The 21,222-nt window shown below is 71.1% G+C and carries 21 protein-coding genes; 7 read left to right on the top strand and 14 right to left on the bottom strand.

Features of this window, described 5'->3' with window-relative positions; genetic code table 11:
• The first annotated feature begins 8 nt into the window (after positions 1–8).
• Positions 9–599: a guanylate kinase gene (gmk, locus tag CJZ98_RS02750; RefSeq protein WP_408645510.1), complete on the top strand. Its 591-nt coding sequence runs from the start codon at positions 9–11 to the stop codon at positions 597–599.
• Between the two features lie 251 nt (positions 600–850).
• On the opposite strand, the gene psaJ is transcribed toward gmk, so the two are convergent.
• Together psaJ and CJZ98_RS02740 are read right to left on the bottom strand one after the other, a co-directional pair.
• The gene (gene psaJ, locus CJZ98_RS02745) at positions 851–967 is read right to left on the bottom strand and encodes a photosystem I reaction center subunit IX (RefSeq protein ID WP_094588094.1); all 117 of its coding nucleotides are present in this window, start codon (positions 965–967) and stop codon (positions 851–853) included.
• 39 nt (positions 968–1,006) lie between these two features.
• On the bottom strand, positions 1,007–1,486 hold the full coding sequence (locus CJZ98_RS02740) for a Photosystem I reaction center subunit III (protein WP_094588092.1): 480 nt from the start codon (positions 1,484–1,486) through the stop codon (positions 1,007–1,009).
• 111 nt (positions 1,487–1,597) lie between these two features.
• Here CJZ98_RS02740 and tsaD point away from each other — a divergent pair, with 111 nt between their 5' ends.
• Together tsaD and CJZ98_RS02730 are read left to right on the top strand one after the other, a co-directional pair.
• A complete protein-coding gene (tsaD, locus tag CJZ98_RS02735; protein ID WP_094588090.1) occupies positions 1,598–2,680 on the top strand; it encodes a tRNA (adenosine(37)-N6)-threonylcarbamoyltransferase complex transferase subunit TsaD in 1,083 nt (360 codons plus the stop codon).
• 37 nt (positions 2,681–2,717) lie between these two features.
• Complete coding sequence (locus tag CJZ98_RS02730; protein WP_261347852.1) at positions 2,718–2,966, top strand: high light inducible protein; 249 nt, start codon at positions 2,718–2,720, stop codon at positions 2,964–2,966.
• Positions 2,967–3,033: 67 nt separating this feature from the next.
• Here the strand turns inward: CJZ98_RS02730 and CJZ98_RS02725 are convergent, their stop codons facing one another.
• Complete coding sequence (locus tag CJZ98_RS02725) at positions 3,034–4,155, bottom strand: type IV pilus twitching motility protein PilT (protein WP_232756132.1); 1,122 nt, start codon at positions 4,153–4,155, stop codon at positions 3,034–3,036.
• A gap of 256 nt (positions 4,156–4,411) precedes the next feature.
• On the opposite strand from CJZ98_RS02725, the gene wecB reads away from it, so the two are divergent.
• Positions 4,412–5,539, top strand: a complete 1,128-nt coding sequence (gene wecB / locus CJZ98_RS02720; protein ID WP_094588086.1) for a non-hydrolyzing UDP-N-acetylglucosamine 2-epimerase — start codon at positions 4,412–4,414, stop codon at positions 5,537–5,539.
• Between the two features lie 51 nt (positions 5,540–5,590).
• Here wecB and CJZ98_RS02715 read toward each other — a convergent pair whose 3' ends face one another.
• A complete protein-coding gene (locus CJZ98_RS02715; protein WP_390625477.1) occupies positions 5,591–6,697 on the bottom strand; it encodes an efflux RND transporter periplasmic adaptor subunit in 1,107 nt (368 codons plus the stop codon).
• 259 nt (positions 6,698–6,956) lie between these two features.
• Between CJZ98_RS02715 and ychF the strand changes: the two genes are divergently transcribed.
• A complete protein-coding gene (gene ychF / locus CJZ98_RS02710; protein ID WP_094588084.1) occupies positions 6,957–8,048 on the top strand; it encodes a redox-regulated ATPase YchF in 1,092 nt (363 codons plus the stop codon).
• A gap of 31 nt (positions 8,049–8,079) precedes the next feature.
• Here ychF and CJZ98_RS02705 read toward each other — a convergent pair whose 3' ends face one another.
• Both CJZ98_RS02705 and CJZ98_RS02700 read right to left on the bottom strand, forming a co-directional pair.
• Positions 8,080–9,354 (bottom strand): acyltransferase family protein, encoded by a 1,275-nt coding sequence (locus tag CJZ98_RS02705; RefSeq protein ID WP_094588082.1) that lies wholly within the window; start codon positions 9,352–9,354, stop codon positions 8,080–8,082.
• Positions 9,355–9,378: 24 nt separating this feature from the next.
• Positions 9,379–10,650, bottom strand: a complete 1,272-nt coding sequence (locus tag CJZ98_RS02700) for a sensor domain-containing phosphodiesterase (RefSeq protein ID WP_094588080.1) — start codon at positions 10,648–10,650, stop codon at positions 9,379–9,381.
• 146 nt (positions 10,651–10,796) lie between these two features.
• Between CJZ98_RS02700 and CJZ98_RS02695 the strand changes: the two genes are divergently transcribed.
• Positions 10,797–11,030 (top strand): hypothetical protein, encoded by a 234-nt coding sequence (locus tag CJZ98_RS02695; RefSeq protein WP_157910842.1) that lies wholly within the window; start codon positions 10,797–10,799, stop codon positions 11,028–11,030.
• A gap of 232 nt (positions 11,031–11,262) precedes the next feature.
• Here CJZ98_RS02695 and epsC read toward each other — a convergent pair whose 3' ends face one another.
• Both epsC and CJZ98_RS02685 read right to left on the bottom strand, forming a co-directional pair.
• Positions 11,263–12,234, bottom strand: a complete 972-nt coding sequence (gene epsC, locus CJZ98_RS02690; RefSeq protein ID WP_094588076.1) for a serine O-acetyltransferase EpsC — start codon at positions 12,232–12,234, stop codon at positions 11,263–11,265.
• 124 nt (positions 12,235–12,358) lie between these two features.
• On the bottom strand, positions 12,359–13,717 hold the full coding sequence (locus CJZ98_RS02685; RefSeq protein ID WP_157910841.1) for an MFS transporter: 1,359 nt from the start codon (positions 13,715–13,717) through the stop codon (positions 12,359–12,361).
• A 35-nt stretch (positions 13,718–13,752) separates the two neighbouring features.
• Here CJZ98_RS02685 and CJZ98_RS02680 point away from each other — a divergent pair, with 35 nt between their 5' ends.
• Positions 13,753–15,399: an alpha/beta hydrolase gene (locus tag CJZ98_RS02680; protein WP_232756131.1), complete on the top strand. Its 1,647-nt coding sequence runs from the start codon at positions 13,753–13,755 to the stop codon at positions 15,397–15,399.
• A 67-nt stretch (positions 15,400–15,466) separates the two neighbouring features.
• Here the strand turns inward: CJZ98_RS02680 and CJZ98_RS02675 are convergent, their stop codons facing one another.
• The 6 genes from CJZ98_RS02675 to CJZ98_RS02650 form a co-directional block, all read right to left on the bottom strand.
• Positions 15,467–16,486 carry an ABC transporter permease gene (locus tag CJZ98_RS02675; protein ID WP_094588072.1) on the bottom strand — a complete coding sequence of 340 codons (1,020 nt, stop codon included), beginning with the start codon at positions 16,484–16,486 and terminating at the stop codon, positions 15,467–15,469.
• A complete protein-coding gene (locus tag CJZ98_RS02670) occupies positions 16,483–18,141 on the bottom strand; it encodes an ABC transporter substrate-binding protein (protein ID WP_232756130.1) in 1,659 nt (552 codons plus the stop codon). Before CJZ98_RS02670 ends, CJZ98_RS02675 begins: the two co-directional genes overlap by 4 nt.
• Positions 18,138–18,341, bottom strand: coding sequence for a hypothetical protein (locus tag CJZ98_RS02665; protein ID WP_094588070.1), 204 nt, complete (start codon positions 18,339–18,341; stop codon positions 18,138–18,140). The genes CJZ98_RS02670 and CJZ98_RS02665 overlap by 4 nt, the downstream gene beginning before the upstream one ends.
• A gap of 402 nt (positions 18,342–18,743) precedes the next feature.
• Positions 18,744–20,096, bottom strand: coding sequence for a homoserine dehydrogenase (locus CJZ98_RS02660; protein WP_094588068.1), 1,353 nt, complete (start codon positions 20,094–20,096; stop codon positions 18,744–18,746).
• Positions 20,097–20,144: 48 nt separating this feature from the next.
• The gene (locus tag CJZ98_RS02655) at positions 20,145–20,630 is read right to left on the bottom strand and encodes a SufE family protein (protein ID WP_094588067.1); all 486 of its coding nucleotides are present in this window, start codon (positions 20,628–20,630) and stop codon (positions 20,145–20,147) included.
• Positions 20,630–21,160: a cupin domain-containing protein gene (locus CJZ98_RS02650; protein WP_094588065.1), complete on the bottom strand. Its 531-nt coding sequence runs from the start codon at positions 21,158–21,160 to the stop codon at positions 20,630–20,632. The genes CJZ98_RS02655 and CJZ98_RS02650 overlap by 1 nt, the downstream gene beginning before the upstream one ends.
• Positions 21,161–21,222 lie beyond the last annotated feature (62 nt).

The following is a 21,222-nucleotide window of genomic DNA, read 5'->3' as shown; positions in this document are numbered from 1 at the left end:
GCAGGCCCATGGTTGGCGCAGTGATGGCGACCTCCGCGGCGGCCCCCGCCGGCAGGCTCTTTCTGATCACCGGCCCCAGCGGGGTCGGCAAGGGCACCCTGGTGGCGGCCTTGCTGCAGCGCCACCCCCAGATCTGGCTGTCGATTTCGGCCACCACCCGCGCGCCCCGCAGCGGCGAGGTGGACGCCCAGCATTACTTTTTCCTGAGCCGTGAGGGCTTCGACGCCACCGTGGCCGCCGGCGGCCTGCTGGAGTGGGCCGAATTCGCCGGCAATGCCTATGGCACGCCCCGGCAGCCTGTGGAGCAACACCTGGCCGAGGGGCGGCCGGTGCTGCTGGAGATCGAGCTGGAGGGGGCCCGTCAGGTGCGTCGCAGCTTCCCGGCCGGGTTCCAGATCTTCGTCAAGCCGCCGTCGTTCGAGGAGCTGGAGCGGCGCATCCGTGGCCGCGGCACCGACAGTGAGGAGGCCATCGCCCGCCGGCTGGAGCGGGCTCGGGTGGAGTTGGAGGCGGAGGCCGAGTTCGATGCCGTGCTGGTGAACGCCGACCTGGATCAGGCCCTGCTGGAGCTGGAGCAGTTGATGGGGCTCGGCGGCTGAGGGGCCCTGGCACGAGCCGCCGCGCTTGGCTCGAGGCGATGGCGGCAGCAGCATCCGGCTGAGTCGGCAAGGCTGCTCACCAATGTGCTGCTCACCAATGTGCTGCTCAGCAATGTGCTGCTCAGCAATGTGCTGCTCAGCAATGTGCTGCGCAGCAATCTGCAGCTCACGAATTTGACGCGCACGAGTTGGATGCGCACAAAAAAGCGGCCCCTTGGGGCCGCTTCTATGGCTTCAGATCGGAGCTGCCTTCAAAGGGGGTGGAAGAGCAGATCGGGGAAGAAGCGGTTGAACTCGATCAGGATGCCGGCGGTGAGCGTGAACCAGATCGCGGCGAAGACCGGCGCGGTTGTGAGGAATTTCTTCATCGAATCAGACCCTGGGGATATGGAAGGAGGTCCGCTGGATCAGCGGGGGGAGACGGTGATCTTGCTGTCGGCTTCGGTCAGCTTGCCGCTGGTGAATTCGCCAAAGGCGGCCAGGGGCCAGCTGGCTGCGGCCAGGGTGCTCTTGAAGGCCAGGGGCAGGTCGATCTGGATTTCCAGGGTGGTGGCGTCCTTGCGGTTGCGGATGGCCTGCAGGTAGCCCCGACCGGCCCAGCCGATGGTGCCGGCGATGTAGAGGAAAGCGATGCCGGGGATGATGAAGTCACCGGCGTGGCTCCAGCGGCCGTCCACGATCAGGTGGGGCAAGCCGTCAGTGCCGCAGACGGCCTGGCTGTAGCGCTCGAAGCGGGCCTTGGCCTGCTCGGTTTTGGCTGCGCTGGCCCGCTGCTGGAAACGGGCGCTCTCGGCGCAGGGGGTGAGGCCTGCGACGTCGGCTTTGGCCACGGGGGCGAAGCCGAAGATCAACAGGGCGGAAATCAGAACAGCGAAAAGGCGACGCATCGGGTCCAGTGCTTCGGGGCGGTGCTGGCGTGCTGGAAAAACCCTGCAGGCAGCCTGTCAGCCGCACGGCAGGATGTCACGTCCGGACAGTAAGGGAGCCCTCCAGAAGCGATGCCCACGGTGCTTGCCCTCGAAACAAGTTGTGACGAGTCCGCGGCAGCTGTGGTGCGGGATCAGCGGGTGTTGGCGAGTGCCGTGGCCTCCCAGGTGGAGGAACACGCGCGCTACGGCGGTGTGGTGCCGGAGATCGCCTCACGGCGCCATGTGGAGGCCCTGCCGGGCCTGGTGGAGCAGGTGATGGCCGAGAGCGGGCTGGCCTATGGCGAGCTCGATGCGATCGCGGCCACGGCGGCCCCTGGCCTGGTGGGGGCACTCCTGGTGGGCTCGGTGATGGGCCGCAGCCTGGCGCGGCTGCACGGCAAGCCCTTCCTCGGGGTCCACCACCTGGAGGGGCACCTCTGCTCGGTGCATCTGGGCGAGCCCCTGCCCCCCGGGCCCTACCTCGTGCTGCTGGTGAGCGGCGGCCACACCGAGATGATCCGCGTCGATGGGCCAGGCGCCTATGGGCGCCTGGCCCGCAGCCGCGACGATGCCGCCGGCGAGGCCTTCGACAAGGTGGCCCGGCTGCTGGAGTTGGGCTACCCGGGCGGCCCGGCGATCCAGGCGGCGGCGGCCGGCGGCGATCCCCGGCGCTTCCCGCTGCCGAAGGGGCGGGTGTCGCTGCCGAAGGGGGGCTTCCACCCCTACGACTTCAGCTTCAGCGGCCTCAAGACGGCGGTGCTGCGCCTGGTGACCCAGCTCCGGGCCGAGGAGCAGGCCGGCGGCGGGCCCGGTGGCAGCGCCCCCTTCCCCCTGGCCGATGTGGCGGCCAGCTTCGAGCAGGTGGTGGCCGACGTGCTGGTGCAGCGCACCACCCGCTGCGCCCGGGACCAGGGCCTGGGCACCCTGGTGATGGTGGGCGGTGTGGCCGCCAACCGCCGCCTGCGCTCAGGCATGGAGCAGCGCTGCCGCGAGCTGGGGTTGGAGTGGCGCGTGGCCCCGCTGGCCTATTGCACCGACAACGCCGCCATGATCGGCGTGGCGGCTGAGCAGCGCCTGCGGCAGGGCGCCCGCAGCGCCATTCGCCTGGCGGTGGCGCCGCGGCTGGCCCTGGAGGAGGCGATGCGGCTCTACGACACGCAGGCGCCCTTCTAATGCTTCTAGGCTGAGACCCTATCCAACGGCTGCCGCCATGGCCTCCGCCCCCACCCCCGGATCTGAGTCCAGCCCGAGCGCGGCCCTTGACGTGGCCGCATCGGAGCTGGCCGGTCCTGAGGTGGTGTTGATCGAGGTGGGCCGCGAGGAGATCAACCAGTGGAAGCGGGGCTTCACGCCTCAGGCCGAGATCTGGAACGGCCGCATGGCCATGCTGGGCCTCTCGGTCGGCCTGGGCTGCCTGCTGGTGGTGCGTCTGATCGGCGATATCGGCGGCGCCCACTGAACCCGACCGGCCCATCGGGCCAAGCGGGTGCGACCAGCTCACCGGCTCGACGGGCCCCGCCAATTCCTCATGTTTTACCCCGGAAAAACTGGGCCAGTTCGTTGGGCTTGAGGCTCTGGGCCAGGGCGTCGTCCTCGCTCACCTTGCCGTTCTGCACTAGCTTCAGCAGGGCCTGATTGCTGGTCTGCATGCCATCGAAGGCGCTGCGCTGCATGATCGTCTCGATCTCATCGAGTTCACCGCGCTGGATGTAATCGCGGCAGGCGTCGGTGTTGATCAGGATGTCGTGGTAGGCACAGCGCTTGCCATCGCTGGTCTTGAGCAGGCCCTGGGCGATCACCGCCAGCAGTGATTCCGAGAGGGCGCGCCGCACGGGATCCTGCTCCTCCGGCGGGAACATGCCCAACACCCGCTCCACCGTGCGCACGGCCGAGTTGGTGTGCAGGGTGCCGAACACCAGGTGACCGGTCTGGGATGCCTCCAGGGCGGTAGCCAGCGTCTCCTGGTCACGGATTTCACCGATCAGGATCACGTCCGGGTCTTCCCGCAGGGCCGCCCGCAGGGCGTTGTGGAACAGCTTGGTGTGCTGGCCCACCTCCCGGTGGCGAATCAGCGACTGGCGACTCTCATGCACGAATTCAACCGGATCCTCGATCGTGAGGATGTGGCGGGCCATGTTCGTGTTGATCCAGTCGATCATCGCGGCCAGCGTGGTGCTCTTGCCGGAGCCGGTGGGGCCGGTCACCAGGATCATGCCCTTGGGCCGTGAACACAGATCCGCCAGCACTGCTGGGAGGTGCAGCTCCTCAAGGGTGGCGATCTTCTGGGGGATCAGGCGCAGCACCAGGGCCGGGCCCCGCAGCGAATCCATCACGTTGATCCGTACCCGCGCGAACGGGAAGGCGTGGGAGCCGTCGAACTCCTTGTCCTGGAGGAAGGTGTCGATCTGTCTGGGGCTGAGCATCTCCCGCAGCCAGCCGTGGAAGGTGGCCTGGTCGGTCACGGGCCAGCCGGTCCTGAGCATGTCGCCACGGGCCCGGTAGCGGGGCTCCTCACCCACGCCCACGTGTACGTCGGAGAAGTTGTTGTCGTAGGCGATCCGCACGATGGCCTCCAGGCTGCCGGGCATGGCGCCACCGATGGCCCCCGCCGCCCCCGCCGGCCGCACCTCGGCGATGGGGGTCGCCATGGCCGGGATGCCCAGGGCCGCCTCAGGGGCCGGTACGGGGCTTCCTGGGGGTGGCGCCGCTGGGGTCGGCGGAAACAGGGAGAGAGGAAAGACCGAGTCCGTCATCCTCGGAGAGCCCAGGGGTGCCATCAGCTTTACGGCAAACGGCCTGCTTGTCATGTCCTGCGTCATGGCGGCCGTGTCGCGGGCGATGACACGCGAGCTGTGGGCCGGTTTGCCGCGGCATCTTTAGGATCCGCCAGGATGCGGCTGCGCCTTGACCACCCCCCACAACGTCTCGATCGTGCTGGGAACCCGGCCCGAGGCGATCAAGCTGGCGCCGGTGATCCAGGCTTTCCAGGCCGCCGCCGACGTCCACACCCGCGTGGTGCTCACCGGCCAGCATCGCGAGATGGTGGCCCAGGTGATGGAGCTGTTCGGCCTGACGGCCGACCGCGACCTGGCCCTGATGGCCCCCAAGCAGACCCTCACCCACGTGACCTGCGCTGCCCTGCAGGGGCTCAAGCAGGAGTTCGAGCAGCACCGCCCCGATCTGGTCCTGGTTCAGGGCGACACGACCACGGCCTTCGCCTCGGCCCTGGCGGCCTTCTATGAGCAGATCCCGGTGGGCCACGTCGAGGCGGGGCTGCGCACCGACAACCTCCTCGATCCCTTCCCCGAGGAGGCCAACCGGCGCCTGATCTCCCAGCTGGCGCTGCTCCACTTCGCCCCCACCGCCGTGAGTGCCCGCAACCTGGCGGCCTCGGGCGTGGTGGGCGAGACGATCATCACCGGCAACACGGTGATCGACGCCCTGCTGCTGATGGCCGAGAAGGCCCCGCCCTTCGAGCTGCCGGGCCTTGATTTCGTGCGTCAGCGGGTGATCCTGGCCACCGTGCACCGGCGCGAGAACTGGGGCGGGCGGCTGCTCGACATCGGTCGCGGCTTCCTGGCGCTGCTGGAGCGCTTCCCGGACACGGCCCTGCTGCTGCCCCTGCACCGCAACCCCACCGTGCGCGAGCCGCTGCAGGCCCTGCTGGGGGATCACCCACGGGTGTTCCTCACCGAGCCGCTCGACTACGACCGGCTGGTGGCGGCGATGCGGGGTGCCACGCTGCTGCTCACCGACTCCGGCGGCCTGCAGGAGGAGGCGCCGGCCCTGGGCAAGCCCGTGCTGGTGCTGCGGCGCACAACCGAGCGCCCTGAGGCCGTGGAGGCCGGCACCGCCAAGCTGATCGGCACCGACGCTGACGACATCCTGCGGGAGGTCAGCCTGCTGCTGGAGAGCCCCGCGGCCTACGAGGCCATGGCCCGCGCCCACAACCCCTTTGGCGACGGTCAGGCCAGTGGCCGGATTCTGGCGGCCAGCCGCACCTTCCTAGAAGCACGCCGCGCGAGCCGCTGAGGCCAGCCGCTCAGCGCGGGCCGGCTCTGCCCCGCTCCACTCCTGCGCGCTTCACTCCTTGTCGCGCTGCTTCTTGGCCCAGGGCGGCAGATCGATGAACACCTTGGTGCCGGGCTTGAGCCCGCTGAGGATCTGGGTGTCGCGGCCGCTGCTGGCCCCGAGGGTCACGGGTTGGAAGGTGGGCTGGTTGCCCTTGCCCACCAGGAGCACCCCCGGCTTGCCGTCCTCGGTCACCACCGCCACGGTGGGCACCAGGGTGCGGGCCGCCAGGGTGCCGGTGTTGAAGTCGATGTCGGCGGTCATTCCGATGCGCAGTTCGGGCGGCGGGTTGAGCAGCTCCAGCTTCACCTCGAAGGAGGTCACGTTGTTGACCTTCTCGGCCCGCGGCGCAATCTGCCTCACCCGGGCGGCGAAGCGGCGATCCGGGAAGGCGTCCACCCGCACGCTGGCGGCCTGGCCCAGTTGGAGCCGGCCGATGTCGCTCTCGGGCACCTTGGCCACGGCCTCCAGGCCCTGGGCCAGCTCCACCACCGAGGAGCTGGTGGCGCCGGCCGAGGCGCTGGCGGAGGTGGTGGGGGTCACGAAGGCGCCGGGATCGGCGTAGCGGGCGGTGATCACGCCGCTGAAGGGGGCGCGCACGATCAGCTCGCTGCGCTCAATGCGCCGTTGGCCCAGCCGCTGCTGCGCGGCCTGCACCGCGGCCTGATCCACCAGGTAGACGCTGCGGATGCGGTTGTAGTCGTTCTGGCTGATGGCGTTCTGGCGGAACAGGGCCTCGTTGCGCTGCAGTTCGCTGCGGCTGCGGGCCGCCTGGGCCTGGGCCGATTCCAGCTGGGCCTGTAGTTCCCTCAGCCGGTCCTGCAGGTCGCCGCTGTCCATCAGGGCCAGGGGCTGGCCTTGCTTCACGCTGTCGCCCTCCTCCACGTAGAGCTCCTGCAGCACCCCCTGGCGCTTTGGGCTCACGTTCACCCGGCGCACGGCACCCAGTTCACCACTGGCGGTGACGACCCCGGGCAGTTCTCCCTGGCGGGCGACTGCGGTGTAGGTGGCCAGGGACTGGCCCTGGCTGGCGCTGCGGCGCCGGGCCAGCAGCTGGCTGCCGGCGCCCAGGATCAGCACGGCCGCGGCCACACCAGCCCAGAGGCGGCGTCGCCGCAGCCAGGCCCTGGTGGGGCGGCTGCCGCCCAGGGCCGAGGCGCGCTGGGGTGAAGATGAGTCCGCGCTGGGGCTCGTGGCCTCCGCCCGGGGCGCGCTCGGGAGCTTGACGGGGGAAATGGCAGGTGGCCAACGCTGCACCCAGTCTCTCTGCTGGTTCGGCCCGCTGCGAAGGGTGGGCGGGGCGGATCTCCGGCCGCGGCGGCTGCCGGGCCTGGACTCGGCCCCTGGGCTCCGTCCGGGCGCCCCCTAAATTCAGGCGATGCTCAAAGCCGGAATCGTGGGACTGCCCAATGTGGGCAAGTCCACCCTGTTCAACGCCCTCGTCGCCAATGCCCAGGCGGAGGCGGCCAACTACCCGTTCTGCACCATCGAACCCAATTCGGGCGTGGTGGCGGTGCCCGATGAGCGGCTGGCCAAGCTCTCGGCGATCTCGAGCTCCAAGGAGCTGATCCCCACCAGGGTTGAGTTCGTGGACATCGCCGGCCTGGTGAAGGGCGCGAGCCAGGGCGAGGGTCTGGGCAACAAGTTCCTGGCCAACATCCGCGAAGTCGACGCGATCGTGCACGTGGTGCGCTGCTTCGAGAACGACGATGTGATCCACGTGAGCGGCTCGGTGGGGCCGGCCCGTGATGCCGAGGTGATCAACCTGGAGCTGGGCCTGGCCGATCTGGCCCAGCTGGAGAAGCGGCGCGAGCGCCTCAAGAAGCAGGTGCGCACCAGCAAGGAGGCCCAGCTGGAAGATGGGGCCCTCGAGCGCATCCAGGCGGTGCTGGAACAGGGGGGCGCCGCCCGCTCCGTGGAACTCACGGACGAGGAGGCGCAGTTGATCAAGCCCCTGGGGCTGCTCACCGCCAAGCCGATCATCTACGCCACCAACGTGAGCGAAGACGATCTGGCCTCCGGCAACGCCTACGTGGAGGAGGTGAAGCGGCTGGCGGAGCAGGAAGGCGCCGGCACCGTGCGCATCTCGGCCCAGGTGGAGGCCGAGCTGATCGAGCTACCCGAGGAGGATCGGGCCGAATTCCTGGCGGGCCTGGGCGTGGAGGAAGGTGGCCTGCAGAGCCTGATCCGCGCCACCTACACCCTGCTGGGCCTGCGCACTTACTTCACCACCGGCGAAAAGGAAACCCGCGCCTGGACGATCAAGGCCGGCATGACGGCCCCCCAGGCCGCCGGGGTGATTCATACCGATTTCGAGCGGGGTTTCATCCGCGCCCAGACGGTCGGCTACCGGCAGCTGATCGAGGCGGGGTCGCTGGCGGAGGCCCGCAACAAGGGCTGGCTGCGGGCTGAGGGCAAGGAGTACGTGGTGGAAGAGGGCGACGTGATGGAGTTCCTGTTCAACGTCTGAGCCCAGGGTGTGAGGCGCCGCCGTCTCGGTTTCAGATCACCTGGCGGGCAGGGGTGCGGCGCAGCGCGATCGCCAGCAGCCAGCTGCCTGACAGGGCACCGCTGAAGCTCAGCAGGAACTTCAGCGGTGCCGGCAGCGGAGAGCCCAGCAGCGCGAACTGGATCCAGGTGACCAGGGGGTAGTGCAGCAGAAAGATGGCGTAGGAGTGGCGGCTGAGGCTGTCCGCCAGGCGGCTGGGAGCCCCGAGATGGTGGCGGGCCCAGCCCAGGGCCGCCAGGATCGTGAAGGTGCCGCCAGCGGCACTGCTCAGGGCCAGGCCAAGGCGCAGTGGCAGGGGCGGCAGGGGTGCCAGCCCGGCCGGTTGGGCCTGCTGCACCAGCGTCAGCAGATAGGCCAGCAGGCCCAGCAGCGCCCAGAGGCGCCAGGGCCGTAGCCGCTCCAGCGCCAGGCTCTGTTCCAGATCACCCGCCCCCAGGGCTACCCCCACCAGGAACCAGGCGCCGTAGAGCAGCAGCCGCGAGGTCTGCGCCGAGAAGGGGCCCGTCAGGGTGAACCAGGTCTCGGCCCCCACCCCCACGGCCATGACCCCACTGGCAAGGCCACTGGCCAACAGGCAAGTGAGCAGGAGCTCCTTGGCGCTGCGGGGCCGCCAGCCCCAGCGGCGCAGGCGCGGAGGTGCCAGGGCGCAGGCCAGGGCTAGCAGCAGGCTGTAGGCCAGCAGCAGCCACAGGAACCAGGCCGGCCCCGGCGACCAGCCATCCAGCACGAAATAGCGCTGCCAGTAGGCAGGCCCCGGCGGCCTTGGCCCCTGCAGCCAGGAGGGATAGAAGGCAAGGGGGCTGAGCAGTCCCGCCGCCAGCAGGAAGGGCAGCCCCAGTCGCTGGACCCGCTCCCGCACAAAGCCCCCGATCCCCTTGCGCCGGATCGCCGGTATGACGAACAGCCCCGAGAGCAGGAACAACAGGGCCATGAAGAACTGGTCGTTCCAGCTCACCAGTAGATCCAGGGGCCACCAGCGCAGGGGATCCACCACCGGCGCCGTGGATCGCATGTAGTCCAGGGGGTCGCGCTGGGCGTGGGGGATGTAGGCCAGGGCGGCGTGGTGAGCCACCACCAGAATGATCACGGCGCTGCGCAGATCGTCGATCGCCCGGATCCGGCCCAGCTCCTCACTCCGATCGGCGGATGGTGCTCGGATCCATTCTGGCTGGGAGCTCCGCGCCGGCTTGGCCTGCCCTCGCCGCCGTCGTGAGCTGCACCGAGTCCGAGAACGGCGCCCTCCTTGGCAGGCAGGCGGTGCTGGCAAAGGGCGATGGGATGGCGTTCCGGCTCAACGCCTGATCCGAGCGGAGCCGCCTTCTGCGCTACAGGCGATGTCCAGACACAGCACGTAGTTGGCGCCGCTGCGGTGCTCCAGCAGGAGCGCGATGGTGCGGCACAGCCTGCCTGTGGCCATGCTGATGTAGCTGTCGGTGGTGTAGCGCTTCAGGCCCGTGTCCAGCAGGCTGAAGAAGTATTCCTTGGTGGAGTGGTCGGCCCCCTGGTGCGAGGGGGCGAACAGGCGGTTGGGCACCTGCCGGCCGCTGGCGCCCAGTTGGGTGCCCCCCACCTGAATCCCCCGGCTGTCCAGCAGGTAGGCCGCCTCCACACCGGAATCCTGCTCGACCAGGGTGGCCAGCACGTCATCGAACTGCTCAGGAGGCCTGGCCATCAGGTCGCGGCCGCCCTGCTGGGCCAGGGCCTCCAGCCGCCGGCCGGCGACCTGCCGTTGGCGCAGGCCCGCCACGGCATGCTCCCGCAGCCGCTGGGCCACGCCCTGCAGCAGGGACGCCGACCGACCGATCGCCAGCAGTTCCGGCGGTGCTGGCCGGCCCAGGACGTAGCCCTGGAACAGCTCGGCGCCGAGGCTGGCGCAGCACTCCATCTCCTCCAGGGTCTCCACCCCCTCGGCCAGCACCAGCGCGCCGATGCCGCGGCCCAGCCTGGTCAGGCACTTGACGGTTTCCTGCTTGAAGAAATCCCGCTCGATGCCCGTGATCAGGCTGCGGTCCAGCTTGAGGATGTGGGGGCGCAGCTGGGCGATGCGCGCCAGCTTGCTGTCGCCCGCACCGAGGTCATCCAGGGCGATCAGGAAGCCGTGGGCGCGGTGCTGCTCCACCATCCGGATCAGGGCCTCGTCGTCATGGACCCGGCTTTCGTTGATCTCGATGACCACATCCCTGGGCTCAAGCCCAGCGGCCCGGGTGGCCTGAAGAATCGCCCCGGAGCCCCCAACCCCGGCATCGAGGACGGAGGCCTCAAAGTTGAGGAACAGCAGCGGACGCCAGTCGGGCTGGCTGGTCTCGGAGAGTCCTGTTCCCAGGAGCTCAAGGCCGGCGAAGAGGTCCAGGGCCCGCTGACGGCAGAGTCGATCCAGCTCCAGCTGGCAGCCCCTTGCCCGGGCTTCGGCAAAGGCCTGGCTGATGTTCAGGGCCTCAGGTCGGGCCAGGGCCTCCAGGCCCACCACGCGTCCCTGCTTCAGGCAGAGGATCGGCTGGAAGTGGATGCTCACGGCCCCGCCGCGCAGCACGCTCTCCAGCGGGCTGAGGTTCAGCCAAGTCAAGGCGGCGCGTCCGCTGGCGTCAGCTAAGGATGCTCAGGTGCGTCCCGGTTGCACGTATCAACGGTGTCAGTTGCGGGGTACAAGCCCCGGTGCGCTTCACGGCTCCGCGTCCGTCAGCGAGAATCAAAGCCCACGTGGTGGCCGCCATGAGCCAGTCCCAGGACGTCTCCTCCCCTGCCGCCGGCGCCCCGGTCGGTTCTGAGGCCGATCCGATCGGCGTGGTGGCCGACCATCCCCACGACTTCGACGTGCAGAAGGAACTGCACCGCAAGATCCGCAACGACCCCGACTACGACGACTGGGAGTACGGCACCGAGCCCCTGCCCCACGAGGCCTGGGTGGCACGTCGCGCTGCCGAGGGCAAGCCGCCGGCTGTTTGAGCGCTGCGGCCCGGCCGCCGGGCTCGGGCCGTCACGCTCGGGTCAGCGCAAGGCCAATCACCGACTGATCAGGGCCTCGAGCCCTGCCACCAGCGCGTCCACGAGGAACCCATCTGCGGCCACACCTTTCGGGTATCTCCGGGCACAGATGCAGGGGTCTGATCGCCTGTTGCTGTCGGGCTGGGGGCTTGATTGGCCGGCTTGATGCCTCTAGGGGGTGGGGCCGGAGCCGCTAGATGCCGCCTCCGCCCTCGCCGAACACCTCATGGCGCGCCCGGGCCTGGGTGATGGTGCTGCCGGGGGGCACACTCTCTGTGAGCCAGATGTTGCCGCCGATGGTTGAGCCGCGACCGATCGTCACCCGCCCGAGGATGGTGGCGCCGGCGTAGATCACCACGTCGTCCTCGACGATGGGATGCCGGGGCCGCCCCTTCACCAGCCGGCCCGCGGAGTCGGTGGGGAACGACTTGGCCCCCAGGGTGACCGCCTGGTAAAGCCGCACCCCACTGCCGATGATCGCGGTGCCGCCGACCACGACACCCGTGCCGTGATCAATGAAGAAGCGCTCGCCGATCCTGGCCCCGGGATGGATGTCGATGCTCGTGGCGCTGTGGGCCGCATCGGCGATGATCCGCGCGATCACGGGCACGCCGAGGCCGTGCAGGGCGTGGGCGAAGCGGTGGTACGTGATGGCCTTCACCCCCGGGTAGCAGGCCATCACCTCGTCGAAGCTGTCGGCGGCGGGGTCACCGTTGAAGGCGGCCTCGAGATCGCTGTCTAGCAGCGTGCGAATCCGGGGCAACTGCTCGGCGAAGGCCGCCACGAGCGCGCTGGCCTCACGCGCCACCTGGTCCTGCTGCGGGCGGCGGGGGCGCAGTTCCACCACCACCTGGTCGCGCAGCTCCTTCAGACTCGTCTCCAGGCAGCTGCGCACCGCCTCGTCGATCTCCGCATCGCTGGTCTCCAGCTGGCTGATGCTGGCCCCCGCCAGTCCCAGGTGGTTGGGATACAGCGCCGTACGCAGCCCCTCCACCACCTGGACCAGCCGTGGCGCCGCAGGCAGCCGCACGGCCCGATGGGCCGGATCTCCGCGCTCGACGGCCTGGCGGCGCACATGGCCCAGGGCCTCGGCCACCGCCGCGAACGGAGGTTGCTCAAGGCCAGGGGACCCACCGTTGGCGGTGCCGAAGACAGTCAAGGCCATGGCCCCAATCTCGGGTTCAGGTGCGATCCCGACTGGCCCCCAGGCCACAGGGCCGTGTGGCCTGGGCCACCTGGCCAGAGGTGGGGACAGCCGCCGCGGTGAGCCAGGACGCAGGGGGCTGGCGTCAGCCCCTTGGCTCCGGGCCGAGGCGGTACAGGATGTCGGGGGTGTCGCCGTCCCCATCGTCGTCCTCGGCCGCGCCGGTGAGGTCGTCGGTCCTGGACGCCGCTCCCTGCAGCACCCGCAGCAGGTTGTGGCGCTGCACCCGCTCGATCCGGGCCACCAGCGGCAGGCCCAGGAGGCATAGCAGCGCCACCACCAGCCACAGCCCCGCGCCATGGCGCTGGCCATCCAGCATCCAGCCGGCCAGCAGCGGCCCGCCGAAGGCGCTGATGGCGAAGCACTGGGAGAACAGGGCCATGGCCAGCCCCTGGTGGTGGCGGGGGCTCAGCTCCACCACCGCCTCGGTGGCCGTGGGCAGGAAAGCGGCCTCGCCCAGGGCCAGGGGGATCTGGGCCAGCACCACCAGCAGCACGCCGGCGCTGCTCAGGGCCGAGAGGGCCAGCAGGCCCGTGCCCAGGGCAAAGCAGATCAGGCTGATCCCCAGCCCCACCGCCACTGGCCGCTCCGCCAGGAAGCGTCCCACCGGCCACTGGATCAGCAGCAGCAGGGCCAGCTGCAGGCCGATCAGCAGGGCGCCCACGATCTCCGGCAGCGGCCCCCGCGCCAGGCCGCCGCGCACCAGATCCAGGGGCAGGGCGCTCTGCATCAGGGCCGGGATCGCCGTGGCCAGCACCGCCACCGCCAGCATCGGCAGCAGTGGCGGCAGCCAGCGCCTCCAGTCGCTGCCGCCCGTGCGCCGGGCCCGGGGCGCGGCCGGCAGGGGGCGCCGCAGCAGCAGGACCGCCAGCACCGCTACGCAGGCCATGTCCACCAGGTAGATGCCCCGCAGTCGCTCCAGCCCCGCCAGCAGCGCCCCGATCAGGGCTCCGCTGGCGATGCCGAGGGCATCGGCGCTGCGGGCCAGAGCATAGCCCCGGGCCGAACTCACCGGCGGAGCGCACAGGGGTACCGCCAGCTCGATGGCCGGCCAGTAGAGCCCCATGGCGGTGCCCAGCAGTAGCTGGCCGGCCGCGTACCCGCCGAAGCTGCGGGCTCCCAGCAGCAGGCTGTCCGCCAGGGCCGAGAACAGCACCGCCAGCAGCACCGGCACCGAGCAGTTCAGGCCCCGGTCCAGCAGGGTGCCGCTGGCGAAGCGCCCCACGGTGCCGGCGATGGCCGCCAGGGCCAGGCCCTGGCCCACCGCCGAGGCGGAGAAGGCCTCCCGGTGGAACACCAACGGCGTGAGGTAGAGCACCCCACCGGCGCCGATGCTGCCCACCAGCCGCAGCAGCGCCACCTCACGCAGCGGCACGGGAAACTGGGAGAGCCAGCTGCGGCTGCCCGATGTCTCCAGCTGCCGCTCCACCCCAGGGTCGTTCAAGGTCTCGTCGCCCCAGGTGTGGTCGCCGCGTCGGCGTGGTGCCCGCCAGTCTGCTGGTGGCGGCGCCGCGGCTGGCTGCCCTTGGGCTGCTGGCCTCCTTCCCGGGTCTGGCCCTGCTGGCCAGTGGGCCCGCTCGGGCTGCCGAGCAGCTGGAGGTGCGCCTCGATCAGCTGCGCCTGCCGCTCGACCTGCGCGATCTGGAGCAGTGGAGCCGGGAGCCGGAGCGCCCGCCGGGGGATCTGGCGGTCTGGGTGGATCTGATCGAGCCCTCCAGCCGCCGCGACCTGCTGCGACTGCTGCGGGCCCCGCTGGTGCGGGATCGCTCCCTGGGCCAGCAGCTGCTGCAGAGCTGGGCCGGCCAGCGGGTGCTGGACGAGGTGGGGGACCTGATCGATGCCGGCCAGCCGGGCAAGACCGGCCCGCTGCTGCTGGGTGCCATGCAGCGGCTGCTGGAGCGCCAGAGCCACGTGACCACCATCGAGCTGCTGCGGGCCGTGCCGGTGCAGCAGCTCAGCCTCGATCTCGACGGCCTGCTGGAGCTGGCGGCCGGCTGGCGGCACCAGATCCAGCGCCAGCGCCGCGGGCTGGGGGCCCTGCGCCGCCTGGAGTTGCCGGAGCGGGGGCCCCTCCTGCCCCTCACCGATGGCGCGGACCTGCGCCCCGACCCTGCCCCCAGCCGCCCGCGCGGCAGGGCCAAGGGGGCACCCGCCTTGGCGCCCCGGTCGCTGGAGTTGACGGTGGCGCACCGGCCGGCCCCGCTGCGGCTGCAGCTGTGGCAGCCCCGGCGGCTGGCTACCCCACCAGGGCCCTGGGTGCTGCTGATGCCGGGGCTGGGGGGTAGCCCGGCCCAGCTGGAGTGGCTGGCGGGCGCCCTGGCCCAGCGGGGCTGGCCGGTGCTGGTGCTCGACCATCCCGACAGCGGCGAGGCGGCACTGCGGGACCTGCTCGATGGCCGCGCTGCGCCGCCGGGTGCCGAGACCCTGCCGGATCGGCTGCGGGACATCCAGGCTGTGGTGGCGGCCGAGCACGACGGCCGGCTGCCGCCCCTGGGGGAGTCGGTGGTGCTGATGGGCCATTCCCTCGGGGGTCTGGCGACCCTGCTGGCCGCGGGACTGCGGCCCGAGCCGGGTCTGGCGCGGCGCTGTGAGCGTGCCCTCGACGGCATTCCCCTCACCAACCTCTCGCGGCTGCTGCAGTGCCAGCTCACCCAGGTCGCCCTACCCCCGCCGCGCCCCCTGGACGAGTCCCTGGCCGGAGTGGTCAGCTTCAACGGCTTCGGCAGCCTGCTCTGGCCCCACCGCGGCCTGGGGCGGCTGGGGGTGCCGGCCCTGCTGGTTGGCGGCAGCCTCGATCTGGTCACTCCACCCCTGAGCGAGCAGCTGGAACTGTTCCTGCCGGCGGCCCGGCCGATGGATCGACTGGCGCTGGTGGAGGGGGGCAGCCACTTCTCGCCGGTGAGGATCCGCGGCGGCGATCAGGCCCTGTTCCGCCTCGGCGACGGGTTGGTGGGGCTGCAGCCGGAGCGGGTCCAGGCGCTGCTTCTGAGCCTCAGCAGCGAGTTCCTGCAGGGCCTGCCCCAGGGGCGTGCGATCCCAGTGCAGCGCCGGCAGCTGGATGGGGTGACGGCCTATGTGCTCGATCGGGAGGCGGCCCGGCGCTGGTGGGATGGGGTGCGCCCCTGAGCGGGCCCTGGGACCCTGGTCGCGTTACTGGCAGTGCCGCAGGCTGCGTCACCCCGGCGGCGGCGATTCAGAACTCGATGCGTGGGTCCAGCAGCGCCACCAGCAGGTCCACCGCCACGCTCACCGCCACCACCAGCGCCGCCACCACCACCACGATCCCCTGCACCACCGGGTAGTCGCGCTGGCTGATGGCCTCCTGAAGGCGGGCGGCGATGCCGGGCCAGGAGTAGGTGACCTCGATCAGCAGTGCCCCGCCGATCAGCGAGGCCACCGTGATGCCGGCGATGGTGAGCACCGGCAGCAGGGCATTGGGCAGGGCGTGGCGCAGCACCACCCGCCGCTCGCTGAGGCCGCGGCTGCGGGCCGCCTCCACGTAGTCGGAGTCGAGGGCGCGGCGCAGGTTGAGCCGCAGGGCGTTGGCGAAGATGCCGCTGAGCAGCAGGCCCAGGGTGCAGGCGGGCAGCACCAGGTGGCGCAGGCTGCCCCAGAACTGAGGGCCGTTGCCTGCCAGCAGACTGTCGAGCAGGTAGAAGCCGCTGCCAGAGGGCGGCACCAGGGTGGGCGGGAAGCGCCCCCCCACCGGCAGCCAGCCCAGCCCCACGGCGAACACCAGCTGGACCACCATCGCCGCCCAGAAGGGCGGCAGGGCGTAGGTGCCGATCCCGAACAGCCGGCCGGCCAGATCCAGCTTTCCCTCGGGCCTGGCGATGCCGCTGAAGCCCACCGCCAGCCCCACCACCGCGGCGATCAGCAGCGCCACCACCCCCAGCTCCAGGCTGGCGGGCAGGCTGCGGCCGATCACGGCGGTCACCGGCTCCTGGTTGGTGAGGGAGGTGCCCAGCTGGCCGTGCAGCAGATCCGCGAGGTAGCGGCCGTACTGGGTCAACAGGGGCTGATCCAGCCCCAGCTGCTGGCGCAGGGCGGCACGGGCCTCGGCTGGGGCCCGGTTGCCCAGCAGGGCGTCGATCGGATCGCCGGGGGCCACCCGCAGCAGCAGGAACACGAGGCTGGCGATCAGCCACAGCATCAGCGGCAGCAGGGCCAGGCGGCTGGCCAGGTAGCCCAGCAGGGCGCGGCGCCGGCTCATGGCTCGCTCCGGCGCAGGGCCTGCAGCAGCACCCGGCCCGAGCCGTCGAAGCGGGGCACCTCCAGGCCAGGCCGGGCCCAGGCCCGGGGCGGCACCCGCCACAGGGGCAGGAAGGAGGCCCCGGCGGCGGCCTGGCGCTGGATCGCCTCAAACAGCTGGGTGCGGGCCGGACCCGTGGCGGTCTCGGTGGCCTCCAGCTGCTGCTCCAGGCCGGGGGCGGTCCAGAAGCTGCCGCTCAGGGCGCTGTTGCCCTCCAGGCAGACCGTGCCCCTGGCCCGGTCACAGCCCAGCAGTGGCACCAGGTAGTTGTCGGGGTCGGGGTAGTCGGGCCGCCACTCCAGCAGGATCATCGGGAACACGCCCTTGTCGAGCTGGTTGTAGGCGGTGGTGGATTCCACGCCACTGATCTCCAGGGTCACGCAGTCGCCCAGGTCGCGTCGCAGCTGGGCCTGCCAGGTGAGGGCGAACAGGCGATCGGCGGGCACGTTGGAGCGGAAGGTGAGCGGCAGGGCCAGGCGCCGGCCGTTGCAGTAGCCCGCCTGGCGGAAGAGGACCCTGGCCCCTGCCGGGTCGTAGCCCGGGTAGATGGGTGTTGACGACCCCGGCAGGGGCGCGGGCACCAGGGTGCGCAGCGGATCCCGCAGCCCGAAGCTCACCCGCTCACTGATCAGGCGCCGGTCCAGGCTGAGGGCCACGGCCCGGCGCAGCAGGGCGTTGTCGAGGGGAGGCCGGTCCGCCAGCAGGGTGAGATAGCCGATCTCCACCGAGGGCCCGGTGCCCTCCACGAACTCACCGCGGGCCGCCCGCCGCTGTAGCGAGCGCAGCTGGTCGGTCTCCAGGCCATCGGAGAGCAGCACGTCGATTTCGCCGCTCACCAGGGCGCCGTAGAGGGCGGTGGAGTTGCTGAGGCTCACCAGGTGCAGGCCCCGGTTGGCGGGTGGCGGCCCCCAGTAGCCGGCAAAGGGCTCGAGGGTCTGCTGCTGGGGATTGAAGCTGGTCAGCCGGTAGGGGCCGGTGCTCACCAGACGCTGCCGCAGGGAGCTGCGGGCGTGGTCCCGGTAGGCCACCGGCGAGAGCGGGATCAGGTTCACCGAGCTCAGCAGGGCCGGCAGGGCGCTGTAGGGGCGCTTGAGCCGCAACACCAGCTCGTAGGGCCCGCTGGCGGCCATGGCCTCAACCCGGCCCGCCAGCAGGTAGCCGAACTTGCCCTTGGCCCGGTAGCGCTCCAGGCTGAACACCATTGCGGCCGCATCGAAGCGGCTGCCGTCGTGGAAGCGCACATCCCGGCGCAGGGGGATGGTGGCGGTGCGGCCATCGGCGCTCAGCCGCGGCAGGGCGGTGGCGAGCCGGGGTTGGACGCGCCCCTTGGAGTCGCTGGCATACAGGGGATCGCCGACGGCGCTGAGCAGCTGGGCGCCGGCAAAGCTGGTGATGTCCAGCGGATCCACTGAGTCGAAGCTGCTGCCGCTGCGGGTGGCGACGATCAGGCGGCCGGCGGGGTGGCGGGGCTGGCAGGCCTGCAGCGCCAGGGACGCCAGGCCGATGATCCAGAGCCCGAGCAGCGGGCGGAAGGCGGCCCAGCCAGGGCGGAGGCTCTGGGGTCGTGGGGTCAGGGCTGCGATGGGTCCGGCACGGGCACTGACCGCGCCATTCAAGCGTTCTGGAGCTGGCGCGGTGGGTGGCTGTGGGCCGGGGTGGCCACCTGCTGCAGGGAAATTTCAAACACGGGACAGCCGTGGCGGGCCAGGGGCCAGCGGCGCACCCAGTAGCGGTTGTGGCGATCATCCACGCCAACCACCTGGTACAGGTGTTCGTCGCTGGTGAGCTGGATGCAGTCGCCCTGATGGAGAGTCATCGGTTCAGGCGGGGAAGGATCGAGGGGCAAGGCCGTCGCTGTTGCGGAACGGGGACGGGGGTGTGGAGGAGTGGTGTCGGCGTGCGGCGTGGGGGACTGGCGCGGTTATGGCCGCGCTGCGGCGCCGGTCAAGGGGGTGCGCTGAAAGAGGCCAGGTGGCGGTTCGGGCGGAACGGCTGGATTGCCGGCCCGGGGATGGCTTGGAAAGGCCGGTAGAACCAGCCTTCTTCGTCCTATCCCAGCGCAGGGTGCGATGCGATACGCAGCCAGAGGCGCGTCAGGGGATCCCTACGTGGGATGGCCGGGACGCGGGTTGGCCAGGGCGGCGCTCAGACCTCCTACACATTTGCTTCCACTTTGCACCAGGGACGGCCCCGTCCGTGGCTCGTCGGTCGGTGTTCCCTACAGGGTGCGCAGGCAAGCCGCCACGCTCACCACCTCGGGCAGGGCCTCGATCGCGGCCAGGGCGGCGCGGAAGCGGGCCTCGCCCACCTCGTGGGTGATCACAACGATTTCGGCGGCGCCGGCCCCGCCGCCGCTCGAGTCAGCCGCGCCGTCGCCGGCCGCCGCCCCGCCCTTGGCCTCGAACTGCACGATCGACTGGATCGACACCCCCTGATCGCCGAAGCAGGTGCCGATGCGGCCGATCACGCCGGGCTCGTCGCTGGTGCGCAGCCGCACGTAGTTGCGGTGCTGGGTGAGGCCGGGATCCACCAGGCGGCACTGGCGCCAGCGGCTGGCGGCCAGCAGCGGATCCAGGCCGGCCTGGCTGCCGCCCACCTGACGGATGCCGGCGATGTTGAGGATGTCGGCCACCACGGCGGAGGCGGTGGGGCCCGCTCCGGCGCCAGGGCCATAGAACATCACCCTGCCCACCGGGTCGCCCTCCACCAGGATTGCGTTGTTCACCCCATGCACCCCGGCCAGGGGATGCTCCTTGGGCAGCAGGGTCGGGCTCACGCGCACGTCCAGCTGCACGGTGCCATCGGCGTCGGTGCCGAGGAACTGGGCCGCGGCCACCAGCTTCACCACGAAGCCCAGCTGGGCGGCGTAGCTCACGTCGCGCGAGTCGAGCCGATCGATCCCCTCGGCCGGGATGGCGCTGCGCTGCACGGGGCCGCCGTAGGCCAGGCCCGCCAAGATGGCGATCTTGTCGGCGGCGTCGCCCCCCTGCACGTCGGCGGCGGGGTCGGCCTCGGCGTAGCCCAGGCGCTGGGCGTCGGCCAGCACCGCCCCGTAGGCCGCACCCTCATCGGCCATGCGGCTGAGGATGTAGTTGGTGGTGCCGTTGATGATGCCGCTCACCCGCTGGATGCGGTTGCCCCCCAGCGACTGCTTCAGCGGCTCGATGATCGGGATGCCGCCGCCCACGGCCGCCTCGATCAGCACGTACACCCCGTTCTCGGCGGCGGCCGCGGCGATCTCCTCGCCGTAGCGGGCGATCACGGCCTTGTTGGCGGTCACCACCGGCTTGCCGGCGGCGATGGCGCGCAGAATCAGGCTGCGGGCCGGCTCCAGGCCGCCCATCACCTCCACCACGATGTCCACCGCGGGGTCGTCCACCACGGCCTCGGGGTCGGTGGTGAGGATTGCGGCCGGCAGCTCCACCGGTCTGGGCCGCTGCAGCTCGCGCACGGCCACGCGCCGCAGGGTCAGCTCACCCACCAGCGGGTGGCGCCCCTCCGGGGTCGCCAGGATGCCGGCCACGCCTGCCCCCACCGTGCCGAGCCCGAGCAAGCCGATGCCGATGGTCATGCCTGAGTTGCCGTCATGGCGCCGATCCTAGAAATCGGCCGGCGGGCCTCAGGCACTGACGGGGTTTGGATTGCTGGCGCCAGCGGTTCCGTTGGCGGATGGGGCCTGGTCGACGGCCCCGGCCGCCAGGGCCAGGGCCTGGGCCTGCATCGTGCGCAGGATGTTGAGGAAGCCGTTGGCCCTGGAGGGGGTGAGGCTGGCCTGCAGCCCCATCTCGCCCAGGAAAGCCGGATCGATGGCCGCGGCGGTGGCGGGATCCAGGCCCTCCAGGCCCTGGATCAGCAGCGCCAGCAGGCCCTTGGTGATAGCGGCGTCGGAATCGCCCTGCCAGTGGAGCCTGCCCCCCACCAGCTGCCCAACCACGTACACCTGCGAGACGCAGCCCTTCACCTTGAAGGCGTCGTTGCGGAACTCGCCGGGCAGGGGGTCCAGCTTCTTGGCGAGCCAGAGCACGTACTCGTAGCGGCGCTTTGGATCGGCGGTGCCCTTGAGCCGCTCGACGATCCGATCCAGGGCCTCGCTGCCGGTGGCCATCAGGAGTGGGTGCCCTCGCTGGAGGAGGGGCCCCGCAGGGGCCGGCGGGATCGGCGCAGCAGCAGGCCGGCGCCGCCGAGGCCCGCCAGCCCTGCGACGGCCCCGAGCAGCAGGCGATCCTGCGTCAGCCCGGCCTCAGCGAGCAGGCCGCGGAGCCCGTGGTGGTGGCTCTCGCTGAGGCGATCGAGCTGGGGGCGGCCCTGGGTCACGGGCATCTCCAGGAAGTCGCGGTGGCCGGGTCCGCCATCGATCTGCAGTTCCCAGTCGCCGCTGGCGCCCTTGGGCAGGGCGAAGCTCAGCTGGCCGCTGGCATCGGTGCGGCCGATTTCAATCGGGGCGCCGCCGGGGGGCACCAGTCGCACCACGGCATCGCGGGTGGGCTCGCCGCTGGAGAACTGGCTCTGCAGCAGCAGACCCTCGCTCAGGGAGGGCAGGCGGCTGAGGCTGGTTTCGATCCCGTGGGCCCGGACGCCGCTGGGGGCCAGTGCCAGCGCGGCCGTGATCAGAACAAGGGGAAGGGAACGCGCCATGGCAGCGGTGGGACCAACCGTTGCAGGGAGGCTATCGAGTCAGGTCAAGGGACGGCCAGAAC

It is taken from the genome of Vulcanococcus limneticus LL (genome assembly GCF_002252705.1).
Classification (GTDB): domain Bacteria; phylum Cyanobacteriota; class Cyanobacteriia; order PCC-6307; family Cyanobiaceae; genus Vulcanococcus; species Vulcanococcus limneticus.
The sequence above is the reverse complement of the archived record's forward strand: the minus strand, read 5'-3'. Positions and strand labels throughout refer to the sequence as shown.

Bases quoted from the DNA above. Each gene is read 5' to 3' on its own strand.
- CJZ98_RS02695 (WP_157910842.1), top strand. From the start codon at position 10,797: ATGAGCCAGTCCCAGGACGTCTCCTCCCCTGCCGCCGGCGCCCCGGTC.
- ychF (WP_094588084.1), top strand. From the start codon at position 6,957: ATGCTCAAAGCCGGAATCGTGGGACTGCCCAATGTGGGCAAGTCCACC.
- epsC (WP_094588076.1), bottom strand. From the start codon at position 12,234: ATGGCCTTGACTGTCTTCGGCACCGCCAACGGTGGGTCCCCTGGCCTT.
- gmk (WP_408645510.1), top strand. From the start codon at position 9: ATGGTTGGCGCAGTGATGGCGACCTCCGCGGCGGCCCCCGCCGGCAGG.
- CJZ98_RS02675 (WP_094588072.1), bottom strand. From the start codon at position 16,486: ATGAGCCGGCGCCGCGCCCTGCTGGGCTACCTGGCCAGCCGCCTGGCC.
- CJZ98_RS02730 (WP_261347852.1), top strand. From the start codon at position 2,718: ATGGCCTCCGCCCCCACCCCCGGATCTGAGTCCAGCCCGAGCGCGGCC.
- psaJ (WP_094588094.1), bottom strand. From the start codon at position 967: ATGAAGAAATTCCTCACAACCGCGCCGGTCTTCGCCGCGATCTGGTTC.
- CJZ98_RS02740 (WP_094588092.1), bottom strand. From the start codon at position 1,486: ATGCGTCGCCTTTTCGCTGTTCTGATTTCCGCCCTGTTGATCTTCGGC.
- CJZ98_RS02650 (WP_094588065.1), bottom strand. From the start codon at position 21,160: ATGGCGCGTTCCCTTCCCCTTGTTCTGATCACGGCCGCGCTGGCACTG.
- tsaD (WP_094588090.1), top strand. From the start codon at position 1,598: ATGCCCACGGTGCTTGCCCTCGAAACAAGTTGTGACGAGTCCGCGGCA.
- CJZ98_RS02665 (WP_094588070.1), bottom strand. From the start codon at position 18,341: ATGACTCTCCATCAGGGCGACTGCATCCAGCTCACCAGCGACGAACAC.
- CJZ98_RS02725 (WP_232756132.1), bottom strand. From the start codon at position 4,155: ATGGCGACCCCCATCGCCGAGGTGCGGCCGGCGGGGGCGGCGGGGGCC.
- CJZ98_RS02655 (WP_094588067.1), bottom strand. From the start codon at position 20,630: ATGGCCACCGGCAGCGAGGCCCTGGATCGGATCGTCGAGCGGCTCAAG.
- CJZ98_RS02660 (WP_094588068.1), bottom strand. From the start codon at position 20,096: ATGACCATCGGCATCGGCTTGCTCGGGCTCGGCACGGTGGGGGCAGGC.